At 32.0% G+C, this 26,534-nt stretch carries 24 protein-coding genes; 6 read left to right on the top strand and 18 right to left on the bottom strand.

The window, feature by feature from the left end; all coding sequences use genetic code 11:
• Positions 1-189 precede the first annotated feature (189 nt).
• Positions 190-576 (top strand): bactofilin family protein, encoded by a 387-nt coding sequence (locus ACREWB_RS06540; RefSeq protein ID WP_431546657.1) that lies wholly within the window; start codon positions 190-192, stop codon positions 574-576.
• 116 nt (positions 577-692) lie between these two features.
• Here the strand turns inward: ACREWB_RS06540 and ACREWB_RS06535 are convergent, their stop codons facing one another.
• From ACREWB_RS06535 to ACREWB_RS06490, 10 genes are all read right to left on the bottom strand, one after another.
• Entirely contained in the window at positions 693-1,532 is an 840-nt protein-coding gene (locus ACREWB_RS06535) for a hypothetical protein (protein ID WP_431546656.1), read from the bottom strand.
• 197 nt (positions 1,533-1,729) lie between these two features.
• The gene (locus tag ACREWB_RS06530) at positions 1,730-1,879 is read right to left on the bottom strand and encodes a hypothetical protein (RefSeq protein ID WP_431546655.1); all 150 of its coding nucleotides are present in this window, start codon (positions 1,877-1,879) and stop codon (positions 1,730-1,732) included.
• Between the two features lie 43 nt (positions 1,880-1,922).
• Positions 1,923-2,318, bottom strand: a complete 396-nt coding sequence (locus ACREWB_RS06525; RefSeq protein ID WP_431546654.1) for a hypothetical protein — start codon at positions 2,316-2,318, stop codon at positions 1,923-1,925.
• 274 nt (positions 2,319-2,592) lie between these two features.
• Complete coding sequence (gene yihA / locus ACREWB_RS06520) at positions 2,593-3,189, bottom strand: ribosome biogenesis GTP-binding protein YihA/YsxC (RefSeq protein WP_431546653.1); 597 nt, start codon at positions 3,187-3,189, stop codon at positions 2,593-2,595.
• The gene (gene lon, locus ACREWB_RS06515; RefSeq protein ID WP_431546652.1) at positions 3,179-5,512 is read right to left on the bottom strand and encodes an endopeptidase La; all 2,334 of its coding nucleotides are present in this window, start codon (positions 5,510-5,512) and stop codon (positions 3,179-3,181) included. Before lon ends, yihA begins: the two co-directional genes overlap by 11 nt.
• 206 nt (positions 5,513-5,718) lie before the next feature.
• Positions 5,719-7,401: an ATP-dependent protease LonB gene (gene lonB / locus ACREWB_RS06510; protein WP_431546651.1), complete on the bottom strand. Its 1,683-nt coding sequence runs from the start codon at positions 7,399-7,401 to the stop codon at positions 5,719-5,721.
• A 212-nt stretch (positions 7,402-7,613) separates the two neighbouring features.
• Positions 7,614-8,906, bottom strand: coding sequence for an ATP-dependent Clp protease ATP-binding subunit ClpX (clpX, locus tag ACREWB_RS06505; RefSeq protein ID WP_431546650.1), 1,293 nt, complete (start codon positions 8,904-8,906; stop codon positions 7,614-7,616).
• A gap of 19 nt (positions 8,907-8,925) precedes the next feature.
• Positions 8,926-9,510 (bottom strand): ATP-dependent Clp endopeptidase proteolytic subunit ClpP, encoded by a 585-nt coding sequence (clpP, locus tag ACREWB_RS06500; protein WP_291643603.1) that lies wholly within the window; start codon positions 9,508-9,510, stop codon positions 8,926-8,928.
• Between the two features lie 153 nt (positions 9,511-9,663).
• Positions 9,664-10,956 carry a trigger factor gene (gene tig / locus ACREWB_RS06495; protein WP_431546649.1) on the bottom strand — a complete coding sequence of 431 codons (1,293 nt, stop codon included), beginning with the start codon at positions 10,954-10,956 and terminating at the stop codon, positions 9,664-9,666.
• 204 nt (positions 10,957-11,160) lie between these two features.
• Positions 11,161-11,979, bottom strand: coding sequence for a hypothetical protein (locus ACREWB_RS06490; RefSeq protein WP_431546648.1), 819 nt, complete (start codon positions 11,977-11,979; stop codon positions 11,161-11,163).
• Positions 11,980-12,451: 472 nt separating this feature from the next.
• Here ACREWB_RS06490 and pflB point away from each other — a divergent pair, with 472 nt between their 5' ends.
• Together pflB and pflA are read left to right on the top strand one after the other, a co-directional pair.
• A complete protein-coding gene (gene pflB, locus ACREWB_RS06485; RefSeq protein WP_431546647.1) occupies positions 12,452-14,680 on the top strand; it encodes a formate C-acetyltransferase in 2,229 nt (742 codons plus the stop codon).
• A 48-nt stretch (positions 14,681-14,728) separates the two neighbouring features.
• The gene (gene pflA / locus ACREWB_RS06480) at positions 14,729-15,478 is read left to right on the top strand and encodes a pyruvate formate-lyase-activating protein (protein ID WP_431546646.1); all 750 of its coding nucleotides are present in this window, start codon (positions 14,729-14,731) and stop codon (positions 15,476-15,478) included.
• A 39-nt stretch (positions 15,479-15,517) separates the two neighbouring features.
• On the opposite strand, the gene pyrE is transcribed toward pflA, so the two are convergent.
• From pyrE to ACREWB_RS06440, 8 genes are all read right to left on the bottom strand, one after another.
• Positions 15,518-16,087: an orotate phosphoribosyltransferase gene (gene pyrE, locus ACREWB_RS06475; protein ID WP_431547157.1), complete on the bottom strand. Its 570-nt coding sequence runs from the start codon at positions 16,085-16,087 to the stop codon at positions 15,518-15,520.
• Between the two features lie 8 nt (positions 16,088-16,095).
• Positions 16,096-16,992, bottom strand: a complete 897-nt coding sequence (locus ACREWB_RS06470; protein WP_431546645.1) for a dihydroorotate dehydrogenase — start codon at positions 16,990-16,992, stop codon at positions 16,096-16,098.
• Complete coding sequence (locus ACREWB_RS06465; RefSeq protein ID WP_431547156.1) at positions 16,979-17,662, bottom strand: dihydroorotate dehydrogenase electron transfer subunit; 684 nt, start codon at positions 17,660-17,662, stop codon at positions 16,979-16,981. Before ACREWB_RS06465 ends, ACREWB_RS06470 begins: the two co-directional genes overlap by 14 nt.
• 92 nt (positions 17,663-17,754) lie before the next feature.
• Positions 17,755-18,630: an orotidine-5'-phosphate decarboxylase gene (gene pyrF, locus ACREWB_RS06460; RefSeq protein WP_431546644.1), complete on the bottom strand. Its 876-nt coding sequence runs from the start codon at positions 18,628-18,630 to the stop codon at positions 17,755-17,757.
• Between the two features lie 37 nt (positions 18,631-18,667).
• On the bottom strand, positions 18,668-19,870 hold the full coding sequence (locus ACREWB_RS06455; RefSeq protein WP_431546643.1) for a dihydroorotase: 1,203 nt from the start codon (positions 19,868-19,870) through the stop codon (positions 18,668-18,670).
• Positions 19,871-19,901: 31 nt separating this feature from the next.
• Positions 19,902-20,333, bottom strand: a complete 432-nt coding sequence (locus tag ACREWB_RS06450) for an aspartate carbamoyltransferase regulatory subunit (RefSeq protein ID WP_431546642.1) — start codon at positions 20,331-20,333, stop codon at positions 19,902-19,904.
• Positions 20,333-21,259: an aspartate carbamoyltransferase gene (pyrB, locus tag ACREWB_RS06445; protein WP_431546641.1), complete on the bottom strand. Its 927-nt coding sequence runs from the start codon at positions 21,257-21,259 to the stop codon at positions 20,333-20,335. Before pyrB ends, ACREWB_RS06450 begins: the two co-directional genes overlap by 1 nt.
• A 329-nt stretch (positions 21,260-21,588) precedes the next feature.
• On the bottom strand, positions 21,589-22,650 hold the full coding sequence (locus ACREWB_RS06440; protein WP_431546640.1) for a hypothetical protein: 1,062 nt from the start codon (positions 22,648-22,650) through the stop codon (positions 21,589-21,591).
• A 189-nt stretch (positions 22,651-22,839) separates the two neighbouring features.
• Between ACREWB_RS06440 and ACREWB_RS06435 the strand changes: the two genes are divergently transcribed.
• The 3 genes from ACREWB_RS06435 (at position 22,840) to ACREWB_RS06425 (ending at position 26,445) form a co-directional block, all read left to right on the top strand.
• Positions 22,840-23,514, top strand: a complete 675-nt coding sequence (locus ACREWB_RS06435; protein WP_431546639.1) for a YARHG domain-containing protein — start codon at positions 22,840-22,842, stop codon at positions 23,512-23,514.
• Positions 23,515-23,542: 28 nt separating this feature from the next.
• A complete protein-coding gene (locus ACREWB_RS06430; protein WP_431546638.1) occupies positions 23,543-23,668 on the top strand; it encodes a hypothetical protein in 126 nt (41 codons plus the stop codon).
• 194 nt (positions 23,669-23,862) lie between these two features.
• Complete coding sequence (locus tag ACREWB_RS06425; protein ID WP_431546637.1) at positions 23,863-26,445, top strand: cell wall-binding repeat-containing protein; 2,583 nt, start codon at positions 23,863-23,865, stop codon at positions 26,443-26,445.
• Positions 26,446-26,534: the final 89 nt, after the last annotated feature.

Below are 26,534 nucleotides of genomic sequence, written 5' to 3'. Positions count from 1 at the left end.
TCCCAAGGGGGATGGGGGGGGGTCCGCATAAAATAATTTATTTTATGCTAATGGAGATTTCAACTCCGATTACATTTATAATATTAACCTTTTCGCTAAATTTTATTCACTATAAAATATAATTTAAATTTTTTTCTACAAATTATCATTTAGAAACCTAATTAAATATAAAATTGGAGGGAAATTAATATGTTTAGTAATAGTAATAGCAATAAAGAAAAAGATATGAATAGAATTGAAACTTTAATTGGGGATGGGTGTTGTATCATTGGATCTATAACTGGAAATGGGCTACTAAAAATAGATGGTACTATTGATGGTGACTTGTTCTCGGAGGATGATATAGTACTAGGTGAATCTGGGCAAGTAAAAGGTAACACCATATGTAATAATGCATATATACATGGAATAGTCCATGGAAATATAACTTGCAAAAACACATTAACTATAGAAAATTGTGGTAATGTAAAAGGAGATATCTCTGTTAAAAAATTAATGATTTCTGAAGGTGGAATCCTTGATGGAAAATGTACCATGATAACTTATGTTCTTCCAAATAATGGGGATGACAATTAATAGATCACGAATAAAAAAGCAGCACATAAATTACGATTTATGTGTTGCTTTTAAAAACATAATTTCATCACAATACACCTCAATAAAAATGCACAATTAGTGAAACTTCAATATTTTTAATTAGAATTCTCTTCAACAATTCTATTGAGCATTTCAAGTTTATTATCATCTACTAGATGAGCTAATATATAGATTAACTGTCCCATATCCTCATCCTCTAAATTTTTCAAAATACTATGTGTTCTTTCTTTAGGATTCGTATGTTTAAATTCAACATCATTGCTTACAAATGAATTATCATTTGATATGGAATTTATCATATCACTAAGATTGGAATTATTTAAGTCTAAACCAGATAACATATTTGAGATTTGGCTTAAATCTATTTCACCCATACCTGAAAATATATTTGATAAGGGATTATCTTGCTGATCTTCATATGAATCTTGCATATCATTATTTTCATCATTAACCGTTGGGACTTTTTTAGTAGTATACTTTTTTGCTTGTTTTGTATTATTGGGTTGTGAATTCGAATTATTCATTGAGTTATCAAATTGATTATTTCCTCCACCATTTAAATTACTCATAAGGTTTGATAGCATATTGTTGTCTTGCCCACCGCCACCTAAACTGCCCAGTAAATTCCCCAACATATTATTGTCTTGGCCCCCTAACCCGGAAAGTAACCCATCAAGCATGTTGTTGCCACCACCATTATTTCCTGAAAGAAAGCTAGTTAGTAATCCCATAAGTGGGTTTCCAGAATTTCCATTAAGCAATTGTGCCAGTGGATTGTTGCCAGAATTGTTCTGATTACCGTTGTTGTTCTGGTTATTATTCTGGTTATTATTCTGGTTGTTATTTTGATTATTTCCATTATTATTGTTATTTCCGTTATTATTGTTATTTCCATTATTCATATCATTTCTATGGCTTCTATGGTGTTTTGACATATTATCACCTCATTTATTAATGGGAGAGCCTAAACTCACGCCTAAGCTCCCCCTAATTTTTAGCTAACAACAACCTCTTCGTTTTGACATTTAAAACCGCCATTTCATGGCCATGTTCTAATGTTATTTAACCTTTTCTATGGTAATTAACATTTATTTATCCATTGTTTACTAAATATTAAATTTATTGTCCATCCTTAGCATCTGCCACCAAAGCCGTTACCATTACAACAAAGTATAATTATCAATATTATTATCCATATACTTCCAAAACCTGCTCCGCTTCCGCTATTTCCACAACATACGGGCTTACTTTCACAACAACAATTATTACTTGATCTTGACATATAAAATCCTCCCTTCTTAGTCATATTTTAATTAATGAATTAACTAACAGTCTTCGTCAGAGTCTACGTTTATAATATTGTTAGTACATCCTTTGTTTTTATTTCCGCCACAGAAACATAATAGTAATATAATTATTATCCATAATCCGCCGCCGTCTGCTCCAAGTCCGCCACCTAAGCCACCGAGTCCACCGTAACCATTACCAGTTGATCCGCATCTACATAATTCTTTCACATGTTTCTTTTCGCATCCACATACAGTACCACCATCATTCTGTCCTCCGAATCCGGCTCCACCAACTAGAAATAATAGAACGATAATCCAGATAATGTTATTTCCGCCAAAGCCGCCTCCACAGTTACCGTTGTTGTTACAACTTTTACCACCTTTGTTGCCTTGAGCACTAGCTAATCCACTTAATAAGCCATTCATATCCACTATACTTCCCTCCTTATAGGTTATTTAAATAAAAAACCATCATTAATTTTATTTTCCTCAGTTTACCTCTTAATTTAAAAATATTCTTCTTTTGTATTCTAATATATACTATTCTGATAGAAATAAATTGACACAGATTTTTCAACTAAATACCTTAACAAAAATATTTTTTGATTTTCACATCTAATAGTAGACGAAAAAAAATAGACCCCATTACAGTGCTAAATACTAGTATCTAGCACTGTAATGTAGGTCTATTTTTATTTTTTTAAATTTATTCTACTTCGACTTGATCATCTCCAAACATATTGACTAAAAGCTCTTTTACACCAGTTTTTTTAAGCGATGAGATATTAATAATTTCTTCCCTTGGCTCTAGCTGTAACGTTTCCCTTATTAGCTTATTACCATTCATAAGCTCTGTTCTGTTTAACTTATCTTTTTTTGTAGCAACTATTACAACTTCATATCCAAAATGTTTAATCCATCCGTACATTAATAGATCATCTTTAGAAGGTTTACGTCTGCAATCCACAAGTAGTGCTACTTTTTGAAGTTGTGGTCTTTGAATTAAATAGTCTTCCATCATCTTTCCCCATTTAGCTTGTTCAGTTTTAGATACTTTGGCATACCCATAACCCGGTAAATCAACAAAATAAAAGCTATTATTTATTAAAAAAAAGTTTATAAGTCTAGTTTTTCCAGGTGTACCACTAACCTTAACTAATTTACGTCTATTGGTTAAAGTATTTATTAATGATGACTTACCAACATTAGACCTACCAATAAAAGCATACTCTACTCTATTATCTGTTGGATACTGAGCTGGTTTTACTGCTGATATTATGAATTCTGATTGTTTAATTTCCATTATTTATCTCTCCAATTAATGCATTTTCAAGTACATCTTCTACTTTATTTGCAATTATAAATTTTAGTTTATCCACAATACTGTCTGGTATCTTTTGTATATCTTTTTCATTATCCTTTGGAATTATAATTGTATCAATACCAGCTCTATATGCGGCTAATGCTTTTTCCTTTAGCCCTCCAATAGGTAGGACTCTTCCTGTAAGGGTAATCTCCCCTGTCATTGCCACGTTATGCCTTACTTTTTGCTTAGTTAGGGCAGATACCATCGCAGTTATCATAGTTACCCCTGCTGAAGGACCATCTTTAGGCACTGCTCCCTCTGGTACATGAATATGAATATCAACATTCTTATAAAAATCTTTATCAATATTATATTTAAGTGCATTAGATCTAACATAACTGTATCCAGCTTTAGCAGATTCCTTCATAACATCTCCTAATTGCCCTGTAAGCTGAAGCTTTCCAGTTCCCTCCATAACACTGACTTCCACAAGCAAGGTAACCCCGCCGTATTCAGTCCACGCTAGTCCATTTACTATACCTACTGAATCTTCCTTGTCAGCCTTATCATAAGTATATAAAACAGCACCTAAATATCTTTTAACATCTTCAATCTCTACATTAACATTATCTATATTTTTTTCTACCATTTCAGTTATTGACTTTCTAATAACTGAAGCAATTTGTCTTTCTAAATTTCTTACCCCTGATTCCCTAGTATAACTTTCTATAATACAAGTTATTGAAGAATCTGTAAATTTTATCTTACCTTCTTGCATATTATGTTCTTTTAACATCTTTACAATAAGATGATTTTTTGCAATGTGAAATTTTTCTTCTGAAGTGTACCCCGATACCTCAATAACTTCCATTCTATCCAATAACGGTCTTGGAATAGTATCCAATTTATTTGCAGTGGTTATAAATAGTACCTTTGATAAATCAAAATCTAATTCTAGATAATGATCTCTAAACGTTGAATTTTGCTCACTGTCCAAAACTTCTAGAAGCGCATCTGCAGGATCACCCTTAGCATCCCCGCTCATTTTATCTATTTCATCCAGTAGAAACAGTGGGTTTTTAGATCCAGCTTGTTTCATAGCATATATTATCCTACCTGGAATTGCACCTACATAAGTTTTTCTATGTCCTCTTATTTCAGCCTCATCCTTCACTCCGCCCAGTGACATTCTAACAAAATTTCTATTTAACGCATTTGCAACAGATTTTGCTATAGATGTTTTTCCAACTCCTGGTGGTCCTACCAAACAAAGTATTGGCCCCTTAAGTGTTTTGCTTATTTTTTTAACTGCTAAATATTCTATTATTCTTTCTTTAACATCCATAAGACCATAATGTTCTGCTCCAAAAACTTCTCTAGCTTTGTTAATATCTATATTATCTTTAGTGGCTTTATTCCAAGGTAGAACCAAAATCCAATCTAAATAAGCTTTTATTACCCCACTTTCAGCAGAATAATTTCCTGAACCTTTTAATCTATTTAGTTCATAAATCGCCTTTTCTTTTGCATCTTTGGGAAGCTTTGATTTTTTTATTTTAATTTCATATTCATCTGTTTCTCGCTTATTCTCGTCATCTTCTCCTAATTCCTCTTGTATAGCTTTCATTTGTTCTCTCAGATAATATTCTTTTTGAATTTTATCAATTCTAGTTTTAACCTTTGTTCCAATTTTTTTTTCTATTTTTAATACTTCAACCTCATTTTTCAATATAAATAGTAGTTTTTCTAATCTTTTAATAACCACTAAGGTTTCAAGTAATTCTTGTTTTGTAGACGGCTTTAGTATTAAATATGAACTTACAATGTCACAATATCTTCCTGGCTCTTCTGTTTCTTCTAAACTAAATAGTGCATCCGGAAAATTATTAGCTGATAGGTTTATATATTCTTCGAATGATTTATCAATAGTTCTAAGTAGTGCCTTACATTTCTTATCTTCCGTGTAAACTTCATCTTCAATAATTTCTACTTCTGCAATTACAAAGGGATTCGTATCTTTGTATTCCAAAATCTTTCCTCGTTTTATTCCTTCAACTAGCACCCTAATTGTATCTCCTGGTAACTTTAATATTTGTCTTATATTACAAACAGTACCAATACTATATATATCCTTTTCTTCTGGTTCTTCAACTTTTGCCTTCTTTTGTGAAACCAGAAAAACTTCTTGATTATTAAGCATAGCCTCTTCTAATGCAAGTGTAGATTTTTCTCTGCCAACATCAAAGTGCAATACCATATATGGAAATATACTCATACCTCTTAGTGGAATTAGCGGAAGAAGCTTTATGTTTTTATCCATTTTTCTCCCTCTTTTCTATATTAAATTAGTAGCCTTTTACTATATTTTTATAGTTTAACTACTATAGTATACCTATAATACAATTATTTTTCAATACTTGTGGACATAAATCCATAAGTATCATATATAACTCAATGCTTTTTTCTCGTAGCACCCATAAAATTTAATAAAGTAATCCGCTATAATAAAATAGGGATTACTTCATTTTAAACCTTTAGTGATTCTGCAGCTAGAACATCCACATCTTTCTCAAATGAAATTAAAACGTTTTTAGCTGTATCCTGAAGAAGCGCTTCGTGAATTACCTCAGTAATATTACTCACCAGTATAATTTTTATATCTGAGATTGTTTTAAAGCTATCCTGCCAATTGTCTTTTGGAATAATAACTTTTGTAGCTCCGGCTTTTTTAGCAGCAGCAATCTTAGCACTGGCGCCTCCTATAGGCTTTACATTACCATGAATTGATATTTCTCCTGTCATCGCTACCATATTGTCAACTGGTATACCTTTTATCGCACTGTATATTGCCGTGGCAATACTTACACCCGCAGATGGTCCGTCCACAGGGGAGCCTCCTGGAAAGTTTACATGAATATCATAATCATCGCAATCTACATTGAAATACTTTTCAAGAACCGTAACTACATTTTCAACTGAGGACCTTGCTGTACTTTTTCTTTTTAGTTTTTTATTGCTACTACTTATTTCTTCTTCCTCAATAATTCCTGTAATTTTAAGCACACCTTTTCTAAGTTTTATTTTTTTGGCAGAAGCTTCAATCTCCATTACCGCTCCCATATTAGCACCGTAAACCGCTAAACCATTTACATATCCAATTTGCGGTGTGTCAGCTATCCTAGATTCTATCCTTGGCGAGTACTGCCCATTTTCTATGACCCATTCAATGTCTTCAATGCTTACTTCATCTCTTTCATCATTAATAGCTATTCCACTAGCTAACTGAATTAAATTAACAGTATCCCTACCATTCCCAGAATATTTACCTACAAGTTTTAATGCTTTTTCACAAATCTTAAGTCCTATTTTATCTATTGAGTTTTTTGCAATTAACTCTAGTTCTTCCGGTGCCAGTTGCCTAAAAAAAATTTCTACGCACCTTGACCTTATTGCTGGCATTATTTCTTCTGGACTTCTAGTAGTTGCACCTATGAGCCTGAAATCAGCTGGAAGACCTTCATCAAATACCTCTTTTATATAAAGTGGTATGTTAGGATCTTCTCCATTATAATAAGCGCTATCTAAAAATACTTTTCTATCCTCTAACACTTTAAGTAGTTTATTCATTTCTATAGGGTGCAATTCCCCAATTTCGTCCAAAAACAGAATACCACCATGTGCTTTTGTAACGGCTCCAGGCTTGGGTTGAGGTACCCCAGCTACTCCAAGTGGTCCAGCGCCTTGGTAAATTGGATCGTGAACAGATCCAATAAGGGGATCCGCTATCCCTCTCTCATCAAACCTAACGGTGGTTGCATCTATTTCTATAAACTTAGAGTCCGCATTAAAAGGGGATCTTTCTCTTTTTTTAGCATCCTCTAGCACTAATCTAGCCGCTGCTGTTTTTCCTATACCTGGTGGTCCGTAAATTATGACATGTTGAGGATTAGGACCGCATATTGCAGCCTGTAATGCCTTAATCCCTTTTTCCTGACCTATAACATCTTCGAACCTTGTCGGTCTACTTTTTTCTGTAAGTGGTTCAGTAAGGCATATGCTCTTCATTTTCCTTAATTTTTCCATTTCTTTTTTACTTTCTTTATTAAAAGTACCCTTGCTACTTTGCTGACTTTTTAATGCATTAAAAAAATACAAACCAATTATTATTGTAAAAACAAGTTGTATTACCATAAGAAATTGCATAGTCATATTATTTGAAGTTTAATATTTAATATATTAAACTAACCCTCCCTTCAAATATTAGATTACAACGTCTTGTTAAATGTTGTATCATCTGATATTATGCTCAAGTTATACTTAATATATTCTTTATACTCCATATAATACACAATACTTACATACATGATAATAAAAGACGGTATATATATTTAAAATATATATACCGTCTTTTATTATCACTACTAAGCTGTTTCTATACCTTTTTTACTTTTAGTCTTTTTCGGAATTTTCAACTTCTCTCTTTTCCCATTTTCAGCTAAAACTAATCGTGGAGTTTTAGTTCTAATAGTTTCATCGCTAACTATTACTTTAACTACCTGTTCATTCGAAGGAATATCAAACATTATCTCCTTCATTGTATCTTCAATAATAGATCTAAGTCCCCTAGCTCCAGTTTTTCTTTTAATTGCCTCTTCTGCAATAGCTTTTAATGCTTCTTCTTCAAACTCTAATTCTACGTTATCCATTTCAAATAATTTCTTATATTGTTTTATCAGCGCATTTTTAGGTTCATTAAGAATTTTCACTAATGCCTCTTCGTCTAAAGCTTCTAATGTAACTACTATAGGAAGTCTCCCTACAAATTCTGGTATTAAACCAAATTTAAGTAAATCTCCTGGCATTATAGACTGCAATAACTCCCCTATATTTACCTCTTCTTTAGATCTTATTTCAGCTCCGAAACCAACCGATGTAGTTCTAGTTCTTTTTTCTATGATTTTATCAAGCCCGTCAAAGGCACCCCCACAGATAAATAAAATATTAGCTGTGTTTATCTGTATAAACTCTTGGTGAGGATGCTTTCTTCCACCTTGTGGTGGAACTGATGCTGTAGTTCCTTCTAATATTTTAAGTAATGCCTGTTGAACTCCTTCTCCAGATACATCCCTTGTTATAGAAGGATTTTCAGATTTTCTAGCAACCTTATCTATTTCATCTATATATATAATACCCTTTTCTGCCTTTTCTACATCATAATCAGCATTTTGTATAAGTTTAAGCAAAATGTTTTCTACATCTTCTCCTACATATCCTGCTTCAGTAAGAGTAGTTGCATCTGCTATAGCAAATGGCACATTCAAATATTTTGCTAAGGTTTGAGCAAGTAGTGTTTTACCACAACCAGTAGGGCCAAGCAATAAAATATTGCTTTTTTGAAGTTCTACATCACCTTCGTTAATATTTGAATTTATTCTTTTATAATGATTATACACTGCCACAGCTAAAGACTTTTTAGCTTGGTTTTGACCAACTACATACTCGTCTATATATTTTTTTATTTCTGCTGGTTTTGGTATTGCCCCTAAATCTAGTTCTACATCTCCCTGGAATTCATCTACGATTATTTCAGAACATAACTCTATGCATTCGTCACAGATATACACTCCCGGTCCTGCAATTAATCTTCTAACTTGGTCTTGATTTTTACCACAAAAGGAACATTTCAATTGTTTTTTTTCGTCAAACTTTGGCATATTTTCACCTCAATTAATGTTATTTCTTTTTAGTTATAACTTCATCTATTAATCCATACTCCATAGCCTCTTGTGAGCTCATAAAGTAATCTCTTTCAACATCATGTTGAATTTTCTCAATTGTTTGGCCAGTTCTTTCACTAAGTATCCGATTTAATGATTCTTTAGTTTTAAGAATTCTTTTTGCGTGTATATCAATATCTGTTGCTTGACCTTGAAATCCTCCTAGTGGCTGATGTATGAGAATTTCACTGTTTGGCAATGCAAATCTTTTTCCCTTTTCTCCAGCAGCCAATAAGAAAGCCCCCATTGATGCTGCCATACCAGTACATATAGTTGAAACTTGTGGTTTTATATACTGCATTGTGTCAAAAATAGCCATTCCTGACGTAATTGAACCGCCTGGGCTATTTATATATAAATAAATGTCTTTGTCAGGATCTTCAGACTCTAAATACAGTAATTGAGCAACAATCAAGCTAGCAGTTACATCATTTACTTCTTCTCCTAGAAAAATTATCCTTTCTTTTAATAACCTTGAATAAATATCATAGGATCTTTCTCCCCTATTAGTTTGTTCAACAACCATTGGCACTAAACTCATATAATTCCCTCCTCTACTCTTGTAATAGAACTACTTCAAAAGACGATCTATTATTTAATTCTATCCTATATAATTATTTTTTAAACATATGATTTTATCCTATATTTAAAATTAATTGCCAGAAAAGTATCTGGCAATTAATTCTAGTATATATTATGCAATAACTTTAGCGCTTTCGACTAACATTTTTATTACTTTTTCATTTACAACATCAATTTTTAGATATTGTTTTTGTGCATTCATAATTAAATCTGCTGTTTTTTCTATATCTTTTTCTCCATATTGAGTGGCAACTTGTTTAGCTTTTTCTAACATTTCTTCATCAGTAGCGTCAACTTTTTCTATTTTAGCTATTTCTGTAATTACTAGGTCCGTTTTAACTCTTTTCTCTGCCGCTTCTTTCATAAATTCTCTAACTTTTTCTTCAGTGTTATTAGTATACTGATAATATGATTCAAGATCTAACCCCTGATATTTTAACTTCATTTCTAAATCCTTGAGCATTACATCAGTTTCTCTTTTTATCATAACTTCTGGTATATCCATTTCAACGTTTGAACAAACTGCATCCATAACAGATTCTTCAAATTCTTTCTTTTCTCTATCCTCGCTTGTTTTTTTAAGTGATGATTTAATATCGTTTCTTAATTCCTCTAAACAGTCAAATTCTGAAACATCTTTAGCAAATTCATCATCAATAGCTGGTAATTCTTTTTCCTTCATACTCTTAATTGTTACATTAAATGTAGCAAGTTTTCCATTCAACTCTTCTCTTCCATATTTCTCTGGGAAATTAACTTTAACTTCTTTATTTTCTCCAACTTTTAAGCCAATTAACTGCTCTTCAAAAGTATCAATAAATGATCCCGAACCAATTTCAAGTTCAAAATCTTTTCCTTCTCCACCTTCAAAAGGTACATCTTCAATAAATCCCTTAAAGTCTATAATAGCTATATTACCCATTGCAACAGTACCATCAAGTTTCTCTTCTATTCTAGCATTTTTTTCTTGCATGCCTTTTAGTTCTTTTTCAACTTCTTCATCCGTTACATTATATTCAATTTTTTTAGCTTCTACGCCTTTATATTCTCCAAGTACAACTTCTGGAATTACCACTACAGACGCTGTATAAATAAAATCTTTTCCTTCTCCTATTTCTATAATATCGATTTTAGGATAATCTAGTGGACTTATATCATACTCTTTTAGTGCTTCTGGGTATGTATCATCACAACAGAAGTTTATAGCATCTTCAAAGAAAACACCTTCACCATACATTTTCTTTATTATAGACATTGGTGCTTTACCTTTTCTAAATCCAGGTATGTTTATTGTTTTTGTATTTTTTACACTGGATTTTTTAAGGGATTCATTAAATCTTTTTGCTTCTACAGTTATTTCTAATTTAATAATATTTTTTTCTAATTTCTCCATTTTAACGTTCATTAATTTTCTCCTCCTAATTACCACAAATGCTTGTTAACTTAACCATTATATATTATAACACAACTTTCAAGGTATTTACAAATTTTATAGTACTTATCTGCTTATATGGTCCAATAGTACTGATTATAACTAATTTCTTTATAATTTACAACACAATCTACAATATAATTTAAGTTCTTTTTTAGCTAACACAATTTTTCTTACCTAATTTAGTATTTTACCTGTGGATGTAATATGATAAGCTTCACTATCTATTATCGTTTCCAACCCTTTAGATGTTATATTTTTAAAAGTAATACTTTTACCCTTTGCCGGTTTCACCTGTGAATGAACATTGCTTTTTAAATTTACTTTCCATATATATTGCGTCGCCTCTTCATTCATCCAGGGTAATTCACTAACATACACAATATTATCTTCATCGATGAATTTAGGCATAATTGACCAAACATAATTTGGATCTTTTTTGATTTTGTCTTCTTTATAAAATACTTTACCTTTGCTAGAGGTATGTGATTTCTTGGTAATGTCTTTACTGATTTTGTTAACATCAAAGTATAGGATATCCTGATTTATCTTACTTTGTATAACTATTGATTTTTTACTTGGACTTATATCATAAGATATACCTTTAGAATCTGATATACCTTCTATACTTTTCACTGCTGCCTTCACATTATATTTAACACTAATTTTTTGGCCATCAGACAATGTAATAGCGAAGATTTCATTCTCTATAGCAACCTTTTCAGTAACCTCAGGTTGTTGTTTAATTACTTCTTCTTTTTTTTGTACTTCCGCAGCTTTATTTTCCCCATCCACTGTATCCTGTTTTGATTTATTTGTGAAGATATTGTTTATACTTTCCTTCACGCTTATTCCTTTATTTAACATAGAATCGAAATCTGTAATTAAAAATATGGATAAGCCTATTATAGGCACTAAAATCATTAAAAATATTTTCTTTCTTCGTTTCTTTACTTGTTTTTCATAATCCTTGCTAAATATGCTAGGCCTTCTCATAGAATCCACCTCCAATAAAATACATACAATATTCATTATACCTTATTATATATGTAAATAATAAGGTTTTTCTTTAATATTGTATATTTAATAATCTTTTTACAATTTATTCACATTAAGAAGCTGATTGCATCACTATAATTTTGATGTGTTTCATTTTTAAAAAAATCTGTTATGTAATCTTGTTTTTTTTTTAGCATTGTTAAATCTTTATATACCAACGTTTGTATAATTATTAGAATATTTTTAATATTACAACTTTTATAAATTACTTGAACTGTTTCATTATTAATATTATAATATATTATATTAGCAGATTGTATTTTAAGTTTTGGTAACATAATGTAAATACACTATTAATCTGTTATAAATTTTAGGTTTAAGTATTAGCAAATCCAAAATATATTGCATGATATTCACATATATTTGATATTTAAAAATTTTAGCAAACACTACATAAGGAGGAAAACAAATGTTTAAACAATGGAACGGTTTCAAAGGCGATCAGTGGAAAGACGAAACTAATGTAAGTGACTTTATTCAAAAAAATTATACGCTATATGAAGGTGATGATAGTTTTTTAGTAGGAAAAACTGCTAAGACTAGTAGTGTTTGGGATAAGGCTAATTCACTTATAATAGAAGAAATAAAAAAAGGTATTATAGATGTAGAAACTAATGAAGTTTCGGGAATAGATAATTTCGCTCCTGGCTACATAGATAAAGAAAACGAGGTTATTGTTGGACTTCAAACAGATGCACCACTCAAAAGAATAGTAAACCCATTTGGTGGCTTTAGAATGGTAGAGCAATCATTAGAAGCTTACGGTTATAAATTAAATAAAGATATAGAAGAATATTTTCCCAAGTACAGAAAAACTCATAATGAAGGTGTTTTTGATGCATACACTGATGCTACAAAGGTTGCAAGAACTGTAGGACTCCTAACTGGACTTCCTGATGCCTATGGAAGAGGTCGCGTAATTGGAGACTATAGAAGAATAGCCCTTTATGGTATAGATTTTTTAATTGATGAGAAGAAAAAAGATTTAAATGAATTAACAGGACACGCCTATGATGATCTGATAAGACATAGAGAAGAAATAAGTATGCAAATAAGAGCACTTGTTTCAATAAAAAGCATGGCCCTAAAATATAATGTTGATATTTCAAAGCCAGCTAACAGCGCATGCGAAGCTGTTCAAGCCGTTTATATGGGATATCTTGCAGGAATAAAAGAAAATAATGGCGCTGCAATGTCTCTTGGGAGAACTACTAATTTCTTAGACATTTATTTCGAAAGGGATTTAGCAGAAGGTATAATAACTGAAGATGAGGCTCAAGAAATCATTGATCAATTTGTAATTAAGCTTAGAATGGCTAGACATCTTAGAACTCCTGAATACAATGAGTTATTTGGCGGTGATCCAAATTGGGTTACTGAATCAATCGGAGGAGTAGCCCTTAACGGTACACCAATGGTAACAAAGAATTCCTTTAGATTCCTTCATACACTAACTAATTTAGGCTCAGCTCCAGAACCAAATATGACTGTACTTTGGTCAGAAAAATTACCAGAACCCTTTAAAAAATACTGTGCTAAAATGTCCATTGAAACGGATGCATTACAATATGAAAATGATGATATAATGAGACCTATTTATGGTGAAGACTATGGAATAGCTTGTTGCGTTTCTGCAATGGAAATTGGTAAGAGGATGCAATTCTTTGGGGCTAGGGCAAACCTTGCTAAATCATTATTACTATCACTTAACGGCGGAATAGACGAATTAAAAGGTAAGCTTGTAGTACCTGGAATTCCAAAAAATACTGATGAGATTCTTGATTACAAATCAGTTAGAGCAATGTATTCAAAAGTACTCGCCTATGTTGCGGATATGTATGTAAATACAATGAACACTATACATTATATGCATGATAAGTACGCTTATGAAGCTGGTCAATTATCACTACATGATACAGACCTTAAATACTTCATGGCCTTCGGAGTAGCTGGACTATCAGTTGCAGCCGACTCCTTAAGTGCTATAAAATTTGCTAAGGTAAAACCAATAAGAAATAAAAAAGGCATAACGATAGACTTTGAAATTGAAGGAACTTTTCCTAAATACGGAAATGATGATGACAGAGCTGATGATTTAGCTGTTAATCTTATTAAGGAATTTAGCAATGAACTTAAGAAACATCCAGCTTATAAAGGTGCAGAACATACCTTGTCAGCACTTACCATTACCTCCAATGTTGTTTATGGTAAGAAGACAGGATCAACTCCAGATGGAAGGAAACAAGGTATAGCACTTGCCCCTGGAGCAAACCCAACACAAGGTAGCGATGAAAACGGAGCATTATCATCACTAAATTCAGTTGCTAAGATTCCTTATAGAAATTATTGCCAAGATGGAGTTTCAAATACTTTTTCAATAGTACCAGCTGCACTTGGAATAGATGAATCTACAAGAATAAACAACCTTGTTTTCCTTTTAGATGGTTACTTCGCGCAAAGTGCACACCATTTAAATGTAAATGTACTAAATAGAGAAGTTCTAATTGATGCAATGGAGAATCCAGATAAATATCCAACATTAACAATAAGAATATCCGGATATGCCGTTCATTTCAACAGACTACCAAAAGAACAACAACTTGAAGTTATTAGCAGAACTTTCCATAAAAAATTATAACAAAAGATACTTTAAATATTTTTATACCTAAGTTGAGGAGGAGTATATATGATAAAAGGTAATATTCATTCTATAGAGACAATGGGACTAGTTGATGGTCCTGGAATAAGAGTAGTGGTTTTCTTTCAAGGATGCAAATTAAGATGTGCCTACTGTCATAACCCAGATACTTGGAATCTCAGTGGTGGTATGGAAATGACATCCGCCCAAATTGTCCAAAAGATTATTAGATTTAAACCATATTTTGATCGTTCTTCCGGTGGAGTTACTTTCTCTGGTGGCGACCCATTAATGCAGCCAGAATTTTTACTTGAGTGCCTAAAATTATGTAAACTTAATGGCATTCATACTTGCTTAGATACATCTGGCTTTGGAAGTGGTAATTATGATGATATATTAAAATATACTGATTTAGTACTTTTAGATATAAAACATACAACAAGCCTTGGTTATGTTAACTTAACCGGCAAAGATACTAAAGGTATTAATTCATTTTTAGGCGCTTTGAGAAAATCCAAATCCAGGGTTTGGGTAAGACACGTTGTTGTGCCAGGAATTACAGATTCCGTGGAACATATAACTAAAATGTCTAAAATTATAAGTGAAGAGGTTCCAAATGTAGATAAAGTAGAACTTCTTCCCTATCATGTTCTAGGAGCACATAAATATGAAGAACTATCTATCCCTTATAAATTAAAAGGTGTAGAACCCATGGATAAAGATAAAACTAAAGAGCTTCAACTGTTAATTGATAATTTGCTAATAACTAAAGAAAAATCAAAATCACAAACAGCATAACAAAGCAAAAGCAGAAGGTTACAATAACCTTCTGCTTTTCTACTTTATATTCCTACTACCTGGTTTTATGTAGGGTGTTCCCTCTTTACAAAGAGGACAATCTACTGGGTCATAGCTTTCAATTTCCAGTTTTATAGAACTATAAATAGGATAATCAATCTTGCTACTTCCTCTGTCCACAATGCAACATATTCCAACTACCTCTGCACCAAGCTCCTCTAAAACCTTTATTGTTTCTAGTGAAGATTTACCAGTAGTTACTACATCCTCTGTAATTAAAACCTTCTGCCCCTTAGTAATTTCAAAACCCCTTCGCAGTTCAAAAGTGCCATTAACTCTTTCTGTAAAAATAGCAGGCTTTCCAGTTTGTCTACCTACTTCATAAGCTACTATTATACCACCCATAGCCGGGCCTACAACCACATCAAAATCTATATCCTTAAGTTTTTGAGCTACTACACTTAGCACCTTTTCAGCCTTATCTGGATACTGAAGTAATTTTGCGCATTGGCAATATCTGTTACTGTGTCGTCCTGAGGATAACAGAAAATGTCCCTCTAGTAGTGCGCCCGACTCTTTTAATATATCTAAAACATTAATATTAATAATATCGCCTCCTAAATAATCCCTCGTATCTCACTTATATCTTTAATGCCTTCACGCAACATATAGTCTTCCATTCCTTCTATTATATCTATACATATATCAGGTTTTATAAAATTAGCCGTTCCAACTTGAATTGCCGTTGCTCCCACCATTATAAATTGTATAGCATCTTCATATGAGCAAATACCACCCATACCAACAACTGGTATATTAACAGCCTTGCATACCTCATGAACCATTCGAAGGGCCATAGGTTTTATAGCTGGGCCTGATAACCCTGCATATATATTACTAAAAACTGCACTTCTTTGATGTATATCCACTGCCATGCCTTTAAAAGTATTTACAAGGGACAATGCATCTGCTCCAGCTTCACAACATTTGTATGCCATATCTACTATATCCTGCGCATTTGGTGAGAGCTTAACCATAAGTGGTTTCTTGCATATGCTTTTCACCTGTCGTACTACATCATAAGCTACGTTTGAATTGATTCCAAAAGCCATACCTCCACATTTTACATTAGGACAAGATATATTTAATTCTATTATATCTACAGCCTCATTATTTAATCTTTCTATAGCTGCAATATATTCCTCTATATTTCCGCCTCCAACATTTGCTATTATAGCTGTGTTATATTCCTGCATCATGGTCAGTTCAGAATTTATAAATTTTTCAATTCCTGGATTTTGAAGTCCTACACTGTTTAACATTCCACCTCTAGTCTCATAAATACGTATGCCATCATTCCCCTGTTTCTCATTAATTGTAAGACCTTTAGAGGATATACCTCCTAGTCTTGAAATATCATAATACTGTCCATATTCTGCTCCAAATCCAAAGGTTCCTGATGCAGCTATAACAGGATTTTTCAGATTAACACCACATAACTTAACACTCATCATTAAAAATCAAATCCTTCCCTAAAAAAACCGGACCATCCTTGCAGGTTCTTTTGTTTCCCTCTACAGTTTTACAAGTACATACAAGACATGCACCTATACCGCAGGCCATATGACTTTCCATAGATACAAATACAGGAACATTTGTGTCATTACATTTATGCACAACTTTTTTCATCATAATTTCTGGTCCGCAACATATAACTGTATTATATTTTTGTGGATTAATTAAATCTGTTACGTATCCTTTGTGACCAATGGCACCACTTTCTGTGGATATATAAGTTTCGTTTACAAATTTACTCACAGTATCTGCAGAATAATCCACAGTTCTAAACCCTGCGTACAAATCCACGTTACAATCTGTAAGCTTTTTTATGAGGTACAAAAGTGGAGCTATCCCAATCCCTCCAGATACTACAGCAATATTACCTTTTATTTTTTCTATATCAAATCCATTTCCAAGAGGTCCCATTATCTGAATTTCGTCGTTTTCTTTTAGCTTGCTAAGAAGTTTCGTACCTTGACCTACTATTTGATATAAAAAGCTTATTTTTTCCTCACACACATCATACACACTTATAGGCCTTGGTAATAATGGTTCTAGGCTTTCTACCTTTATCATAAAAAATTGGCCTGGCTTTACGTTAAACTTGCCCTTTATAGAAAGCATATACACACCTTCACTTATTTCAACATTTTCATATGTTTTTTCTACTGAACATATCAACTAAACCCCTCCAGTACTTCATGTAAAATTACGAATTATTTCACATTTCTAGTGCTTGCTGCTCTTATTTCATCTCTCATTTTTATTGCCTCTTCCCTAGCACATTCTTCAAAATGAGTTTCGCCCTGTTCCTTCTTCTTGTAAGCAAGCAAAATACTTCTAGAAGCATTTACAACCCCACCATTTCCATTATTTAAATAAATGGCTACATCATTTGCTGCACCACCCTGTGCTCCATACCCAGGTATCAAGAAAAACATATTTTCTAAATCTTTCCTCATCTTTAATCCTTCATCCATATGAGTACATCCAACGACTCCTCCTATTGAGCTATATCCACATTGTCCTCTGAATTCGCTTCCAATATTCAATATTTTTTTTCCTACTATATCATAAACTTTTTTATTTTCTTTGTTCTCTATATATTCAATATCTTCTGCCCCTTTATTAGAGGTTCTTACTAGTGAAAATAGTCCTTTTTCCTTGTTTTTTACATAAGGAAGATATGGCTCTATGCTGTCCATGCCCATATATGGATTTACAGTTATAAAATCACTTTCGAAATCTCCTTCAAAATGAGCTTTAGCATACATTTCTGCTGTTTTTGCAATATCTCCTCTTTTAATATCCGCAATAACTATGCCACCCTTACTTTTTATGTAACTTAGAGTATCTTTGTATACTTTTAAACCTTTTAGCCCAAGAGCTTCATAATATGCTATTTGTACCTTATAACAAGCTGATACATCAAAAGTAGCATCAATTATTTGTTGATTAAATCTATACAGCGCATGATCCTCATATGAAAACTTATTTTTAAATTCTAGTGGTAAATATTCTATAGCAGTATCAAGTCCTATACACACATTACCCTTATTTTCTACACTTTCATATAATCTATCAATAATCAAAGGTTACTCCTCCTCCATTTTCATTTATACAAACCAATTATTTACTTTTGAATTCAGGATTTTTATATATTGTTTTTCCCGCCTTAATAGTGCACATTACGCTGCCTATTACAGTTTTTCCATCAAAGGGAGAATTAATTCCCTTTGATAAAAATTTTGAAATATCAATATTATATTTAGTCTTAACATCTAAGAGTACTAAGTCTGCATCTAGCCCTATTTTAATTTCGCCACTATTTAATCCCATAATTTTAGATGGATTTTTAGACATAATTTCAGAAAGTTTGTTTAGAGTAATATGTCCTTCTCCTACTAGTTTAGTAAAGCATATAGGGAATGCTGTTTCAAGGCCAGATATACCCGGTGCCCCATTTTTTTTATCGGATGTACTATGTGGTGCGTGGTCTGTAGATATAACATCCACAAACCCGCCCTTTATAGCATTAATTAAAAAACTTACATCGTCAGTCTCTCTTATAGGTGGATTTACTCTATAACTAGTTTCAGAAGTATCTGTTAAGTGATGAGGCGTGACTTCACAGGTTACTTTTGCTCCCTGCTGTTTCGCTTCTATAATGTATTTCATAGCTTCTTTTGTACTAACATGAGCTAAGTGAAGTTTACACCCAGTAAATTTTGAAAGAGTTATGTCCCTCCAGGTCATCATATTTTCAGCAAGCCTAGTATCAAACTCAACTAATTCTTCATTTTCGGCATGAGATATTACTGTTAAATTCATTTCACTTGCTTTTACCATTGCCAAGAGCATTATTTTACTATTAGAAACTCCCTTACCATCATCAGATATAAATTTAACTTTAGAGGTTAACTTATCTAAGTGGTCTATGGAATTTCCTTTTAAGTCCTCTGTAATAGATGCACACTGATGAATATCCACCAGATTTATTTCCTTAGCCTTTTTAAGCACCTTGTCTATAATTTCCATGCTCGTACATACTGGGTTTGTATTTGCCATAAGATTTACCGCAGTATATCCACCCCGTGCTGCAGCTTTACTTCCAGATAATAAGTCTTCTTTATAAGTATATCCCGGCTCTCTAAAATGGCTGTGAAGATCTATGAAAGAGGGTGCTAAAACATACCCTTTCCCATCTATTACCTCACAGTCTTTATCTATTGTTTTTCCTATTTCATATATTATTCCTTCATTTATATAAACATCAGAAATAAAATCCTGTGATGAATCAACTATTCTTGCACTTTTAATTAATAATTCCATAGTCCTACCATCCTCTCACATTGCCTGATATTTACTTAGTAGCTTGATTATTAATTTCATCACAGTACATACATCTGTACTCACCCTTTTTTCTATCTGATAAGTAAAAGCTATTCAAAATTTCTTGTTCTATAGAAGAGATACATCTTGGATTATTACATTTTATAACCTTGTCAATTTTATCCGGCAATTTTAATTTGACTTTAGTTTCAATTTCTTCTCCAGATATTATATTTATTGTTATATTAGGATCTATAAAGCCTAACACTGTAAAATCTATATCAATCTCATTTTCTATCTTTATTATATCTTTTTTACCAAGTTTCTTGCTAGGTGCATTCATAATAAGTGCCACAGTAAAATCAGCCTTATCAAGACCTAAATAATTGAATATTTTAAGTCCAACGCCTGCTTTAATATGATCTATCACTATTCCTCTTTTTATACTATTTATTGTTACCATTATTTATCCACCCCCAAAAGTTTAGCAATAAGTGCCATTCTTACATACATGCCATATTTTGCTTGTTTAAAATAACAGGCCCTTGGGTCACTATCAAGCTCTACAGATATTTCATTAACTCTAGGAAGTGGGTGAAGTATTATCATATCGCTCTTAGCCTTTTTCATTTTCTCTTTATCTAGTATATAAATATCTTTAAGCCTTATATAATCTTCCTCATTAAAAAATCTTTCCTTTTGAACTCTTGTCATATATAATATATCCAAATCACCAATCACATCTTCTAGTTTTTGCGTTTCCATATACTCTATGTTGTTTTTATCAAGTACTTCTGTTTTAATGTAACTTGGAATCATTAATTCCTTTGGTGAAATTAGTACAAATTTAATGTTTTCATATCTTGACATGGCTTTTATTAATGAGTGAACTGTTCTGCCAAACATTAAATCTCCACAAATTCCTATGGTTAAATTTGATAATGTCCCTTTGATTTTTCTTATAGTTAAAAGATCTGTTAGTGTTTGAGTTGGATGTTGATGTCCGCCATCACCGGCGTTTATTACTGGCATTTGAGAATGCATAGATGCAACTTTAGGAGCTCCTTCTTTAGGATGCCTCATTGCTGCGATATCTGCATAACATTCTACGGTTCTTATAGTATCTGCTACGCTTTCTCCTTTTGATGCTGAACTTGATTTTGCCTCAGAAAAACCTAATACCTGGCCTCCAAGTCTTAACATTGCAGCTTCAAAGCTTAATCTCGTTCGTGTGCTTGGTTCATAAAATAATGTTGCCAAAATTTTTCCATCACACTTATGAGAAAAGTTTGTAGGATTCTTTATTATTTCATCTGCATAATCAAAAATTTCCTCCAGTTCTAGTAGTGTAAAATCCATTGGTTCGATTAAGTGTCTTCCTTTTAACATATTAAATCCTCTCCTTTTCAGCCTCTCGGGACTACATTTAAAGGTACTATAGTAGTTTTATGGTTTCATATTTCTTTAAAAAAATAAAAACGCCATCTCAATTATGAGAAGGCGTAGCAATACCTGTTTAATCTTTGCTTCCTTCTCAGCCTCTCGGACCAAATTAAAGGTAATTTTTATTTATTCTTTGATTTATACTACTATATATTCTAGTTCATGTCAACCCAATTTTATAAAAAAGTCAGTAAATTTATACTTCAATACATATAAAAAAACTACCTAAAATATACTTTAAGGTAGCTTTTTTTATTTTTATAATTAAGCTTTAATTAATATTGAATTTGTTGTTGTTGTTGTATAAATTCCATAATATTTAATGTATTCTCTTTAGTAGTTTCTGGAGGAGCTAAAGAAGTTATTTTATTAATTTCACTTAATTTACTATCAATTTCAACTTTTACATTACTACCTTCCACAGTAACATCAAATTTAACATTTGTTTTAGTTATTAATTTGTCTTCTATTGTAAATGTTGATACTATATCTAATACTTGGGCAGCATCAATAGCTTTATTACTTTCTTCAATAAGTTTTGTTGCATCTTCCAGGTTTACAGATCCTGTTTCAGTTGCTCCCTGAGCTTCTTTAATAACCTCTTTTAAATTACTAAAATATTTTTCATTACTTAAGTAATTAGAAATAATAGCTTTTATGTCATCTTTTGAAAACTTAATTGTATATACACCATTCTTTGAAGTTGATTTATCACCAAGCTTTTCAAATGTTTGTACTTTCTTCTCGTTCTTATCTAAATAAGAATTAATTGTATCCAAGATGTCTTTTGAAACTTGAGTATTCTTATTATTCTTAGTGTCCATTGCTTTTGTCATTGAATCCTGAAACTTTTTATAATCCTCAGGAGAGCTAATACTCTTCATATAACTCTCTAAATCCTTTGAAGCTAAACGTAAGTATGATGTATTTGCTAGTTGATCACCCATCATACTTTTTAGTATTTCAGGCAATCCTATAATCATATCAAAGTCTAATTTGGAACTAGAACTATCAATATACATCGGTGCTTCAAAAGAAACTCCTGCAGATGATACTTTTACATTACTACTCATCTTTGATCTTTCTTTATCCGTTAACATCTTGCCGTTAAAATTCAAAGATACTTTACCAGCACTTAATATACTCGATAGATCACCTGGTTCTGAGACGCTATTCATATCCCCCGTTACTTCAGCAGACAATGTAATGTCATAAGCACATGACTTAATAGTTGAACTGTTCACAACACCAGTTTTCAACTCTACTTGTCTACTACAACCGGTAATTGAAGCAAGTAAGGTTAATGACAAGAAAAATGTTAAAATTGATTTTTTCATTTATTAATCCCCCCTATAATATGTATCACTATATTATTACATCTTTTTTACAAATTAGCAAATCCTAAAATTTATTAACTTTTTATAAATTCAGTACAAATCAGGATTTATTTATTCTAAAAACTTTAAAACTTGTCTATATTTTAGTATAATACTTATTATAAAGCTTAAAGAAGGAGACTTTAATTTATGAATTGTTCTAAATGTGGTTTTCAAATAGATTCTCGTACAAAATTTTGCCCAAACTGTGGTAATGAAATAATACAAAACAGTTTAATATCTGAGGAAAAAATTTCAACTATTTACGAGAATGGCACTGCTGAAAAAGATACTCCAGAGAATGATACTCTAGAAAAACGTACTCCTAAAAAAAATAGAATTGTACGTTCAATTTTAATTACTTTTTTACTTGTACTAATATTATTTTCTGTTGGTTGTATAAGTTATTATTACTCATTTTCAAAATATTCCACTGTTACTCCAAAAAAATCAGACAAGGCTCCTTTAAATGACAATATAACTCCGAATAAAGAGACCAGCTCTGATAAAGATGCGAATGTTCCTGCATCTACAGACGTCACTGATAAAACTAAGGCAGCGGATAATGATTATATATTTCCTAAAAGCGGAAGTAAAAAACTTTTAGAATCTGATGTAGCTCTAGTAAGTAAAGATAACTTAGCCTTAGCTAAGAATGAGATTTATGGCAGACATGGGTACGTATTTAAATCGGAACCATTTAAAAGTTATTTTAATAGTAAATCATGGTATAAACCAGACCCAAACTTTAAAGCTTCTAATACTGAATTTAATACTATAGAATCATATAACATAAATTTGATTTTAAAACATCAAAATAAATAACTATAGATTCAACGGTGGTGGAGGATTAATGACAGCCGAAGGAATAATCAACACTGATGCATCCTTAGTTACTTATGATTCAGCAAAAGTACTTGAAGATGATGGACAAGTTAGCACAACAGCAGCAACTCAATACAAAACCCCACTTCTATAGATTATAGAAGTGGGGTTTTAAACTAGCTTATCTCAAAAGGTACTGAATTATGTGAAAGGATCAAAATAAACTAAATATTCATTATTTACAAAATATTAGTATGGTAATATAATAATATACATATCAATATTGCTTACATGTGTACAGGCTTTAAGTTATGCATTAGAGCAAATTTAAAAATAGGGAGTGACGTCTTGTTAAAAACATTTAAATATCACAATGCAAAAATAGGGACAACCTTAGTTATTACATTCTTTATGACTCTTACTTTATTTTCTACTTTTACAATGACAGCGAAAGCAGATATAGGTGACAAGGTATTTGATATTATTGAGATTACTGACTTACACGGAGCACTTATAAGTAACGATGCAATACCCCTACCTATTGGTGGGGTTCTTGCTAAAAACATAAAAGATACAAAAGCTACAAATCCAGACAGAACAATTATAATTGGTGGCGGAGACCTATATCAAGGATCTCCAATCTCAATTGTGCTTAGAGGGGTACCAGTACAAAAGTCACTTAGTAATATTGGTATGGAAGTAACTGCCCTTGGAAACCATGAATTTGACTGGCAATTAGATACCGTAGTCAACACAACTATGAGAGATGCTAGTTACTCAATTGTTGCAGCAAACTTATACAATAAGAATGTTGATGGAACTAAGGGTAATAGAAAATTTGCTCCTTACAAGATAATAGTCAAAGATGGTGTTAGAATTGCATTCATTGGCGCAATTACTAATTTATCAGAACAATTAATAATTCCAGCATATAGAAAGGATTATATTTTTACTGATGCTGCTACTGAAGTAAATGCTTGTGCAGCTGAAATAAAGGCAGCACAAACTGCTGATGTAATTATTGCAATAATACACGCCGGGAACGACTATAAGACTCCAACTACTGGAGAAATATTTACTATAACAAATAAATTAACAAATGTTAATGCAGTATTTGGTGGACATTCCCATACATTAGTTACAGCAACTGCTGCTAACGGAATACCTGTATACATAGCAAATTACAGTGGAAGAGGCTATATTGATGCAAAAATGACAGTACAACTAGACAATAAAGTTAGTTTTGCAGTTCCAAGCATATCCGATTATAAAGCCCTGGATACAACTTCTTTAAATGGATATAAAATAGGAAACCCAAATTTAAAACCTGGAGATCCAAATTATGTTGCTGGTACTCCAGTACAAGACCCAGAAGTTAAGGCAATTATAGATGCAGCGGCTCCTACATTTTCTGAAGTTATTGGAACTACTAAAAAAACTTTAACAAGAACTCACATTGGTTCACCATATGGTGAAAGTATACTTGGCAATTGGACCGCCGATGCAATTAGATTAAATGCAACTTCTGATATAGGTATACAAAACAATGGTGGTTTAAGATCTGATATTAAATCTGGACCTATCAATGTTGGAAACATATTTTTTCTTATGCCATATGATTATGAAATAAATACAGTTTTACTAACAAAGGAACAATTAAAAGTTATATTAGAACAAGCTGTAAAAGATGGTGGCAAGGGATTACAAACATCTGGCATTAAGTTTACGTATGATTCTACAGAACCAACTGGCTCTAGAGTATTAAATATAACAAGAGAGGATGGCACAGCAATAAGCGACACAGAAATTCTTAAATTAGCTGGACCTGACTATATACTAACTGGAGGGGATGGTTTTAAAGGATTCTTAGATGCTAACGTAAGCAATACAATTTTGAAAACAGGCGTGTTAGTTAGAGATGCACTAATTGCAAACATAAAAGCAAATAATGGTATTAATTACGTACTAAACATAAGACTAAAAAATATTGCAAAAACCATTCCAGTAATTTTAAAATTACCTACACTACAAAGATTAGCCGGACTTAATAGAATAGAGACTTCTCTATCCATAGCTAAACAGCAATATACTGATAAAGCACCAGATGCAGTAGTACTCGCTACAGCAAATGATTTTGCTGATGCCTTAGCTGGTTCAGGACTAGCTTATAAGTATAATGCGCCACTCTTATTAGTTAATAAGACTATTAGTAACAGCAAAAATGTATTAGATTATATTACATCAAACTTAGGTAAAAATAAAAACATATATATATTAGGTGGTACTGGTGCAGTTAGCAAAGACATTTCAGATTATCTAACGGTGCAAGGGTATAAAATAATTAGACTTGGCGGTAAGGATCGTTATGAAACAAATCATAAAATAGTTAATAATCTAAATACACCTAAAGGTACAAGTATTGTTATCGCTACAGGCAGTGACTTTGCAGATGCACTAAGTATATCGAGTATAGCTGCAATAAACGGATATTCAATGCTATTAAATGGTAAAGATAATTTATCTGCTAGTGTTAGCCGGGACATAACTAATATACAACCAACAACTGTCTATCTAATAGGTGGAACAGGAGTGCTTAGCACTAATATTGAAACACAAATTAAAAACCTAAATAAGGAAATAACTATAGTAAGGTTAGGTGGAAAGAATAGATATGAAACTTCAATGAATATAGTGAAGCATTTTAATCTAACCACAACTACTATAGCCGTGGCTACAGGAATAGATTTCCCTGATGCTTTAAGTGGCTCAGTATTAGCTGCAAGAAATAATTGTAGCGTGCTACTTGTGGACAATAAGGATATAACTAAACAGAAAGAGCTAATAATTAAACAAAAGATAACAAACGTAATCCTATTTGGTGGAGAAGGAGTAGTAAGTAAGGCGATAGCAACTTCTTTAATACAAAAATAACATTTATAATATATAATAAAAACAAATAATTTAATTATTTTCTGTGAAAATGCTACAAGACTCTTTGCAAGTCAAAAATAAAAGCCATA

This window comes from Clostridium sp. (assembly GCF_050717635.1).
In the GTDB taxonomy this organism is placed as follows: domain Bacteria; phylum Bacillota; class Clostridia; order Clostridiales; family Clostridiaceae; genus Clostridium_AD.
Note: the sequence above shows the minus strand (reverse complement) of the source record. Positions and strands in the feature narration are given on the sequence as shown.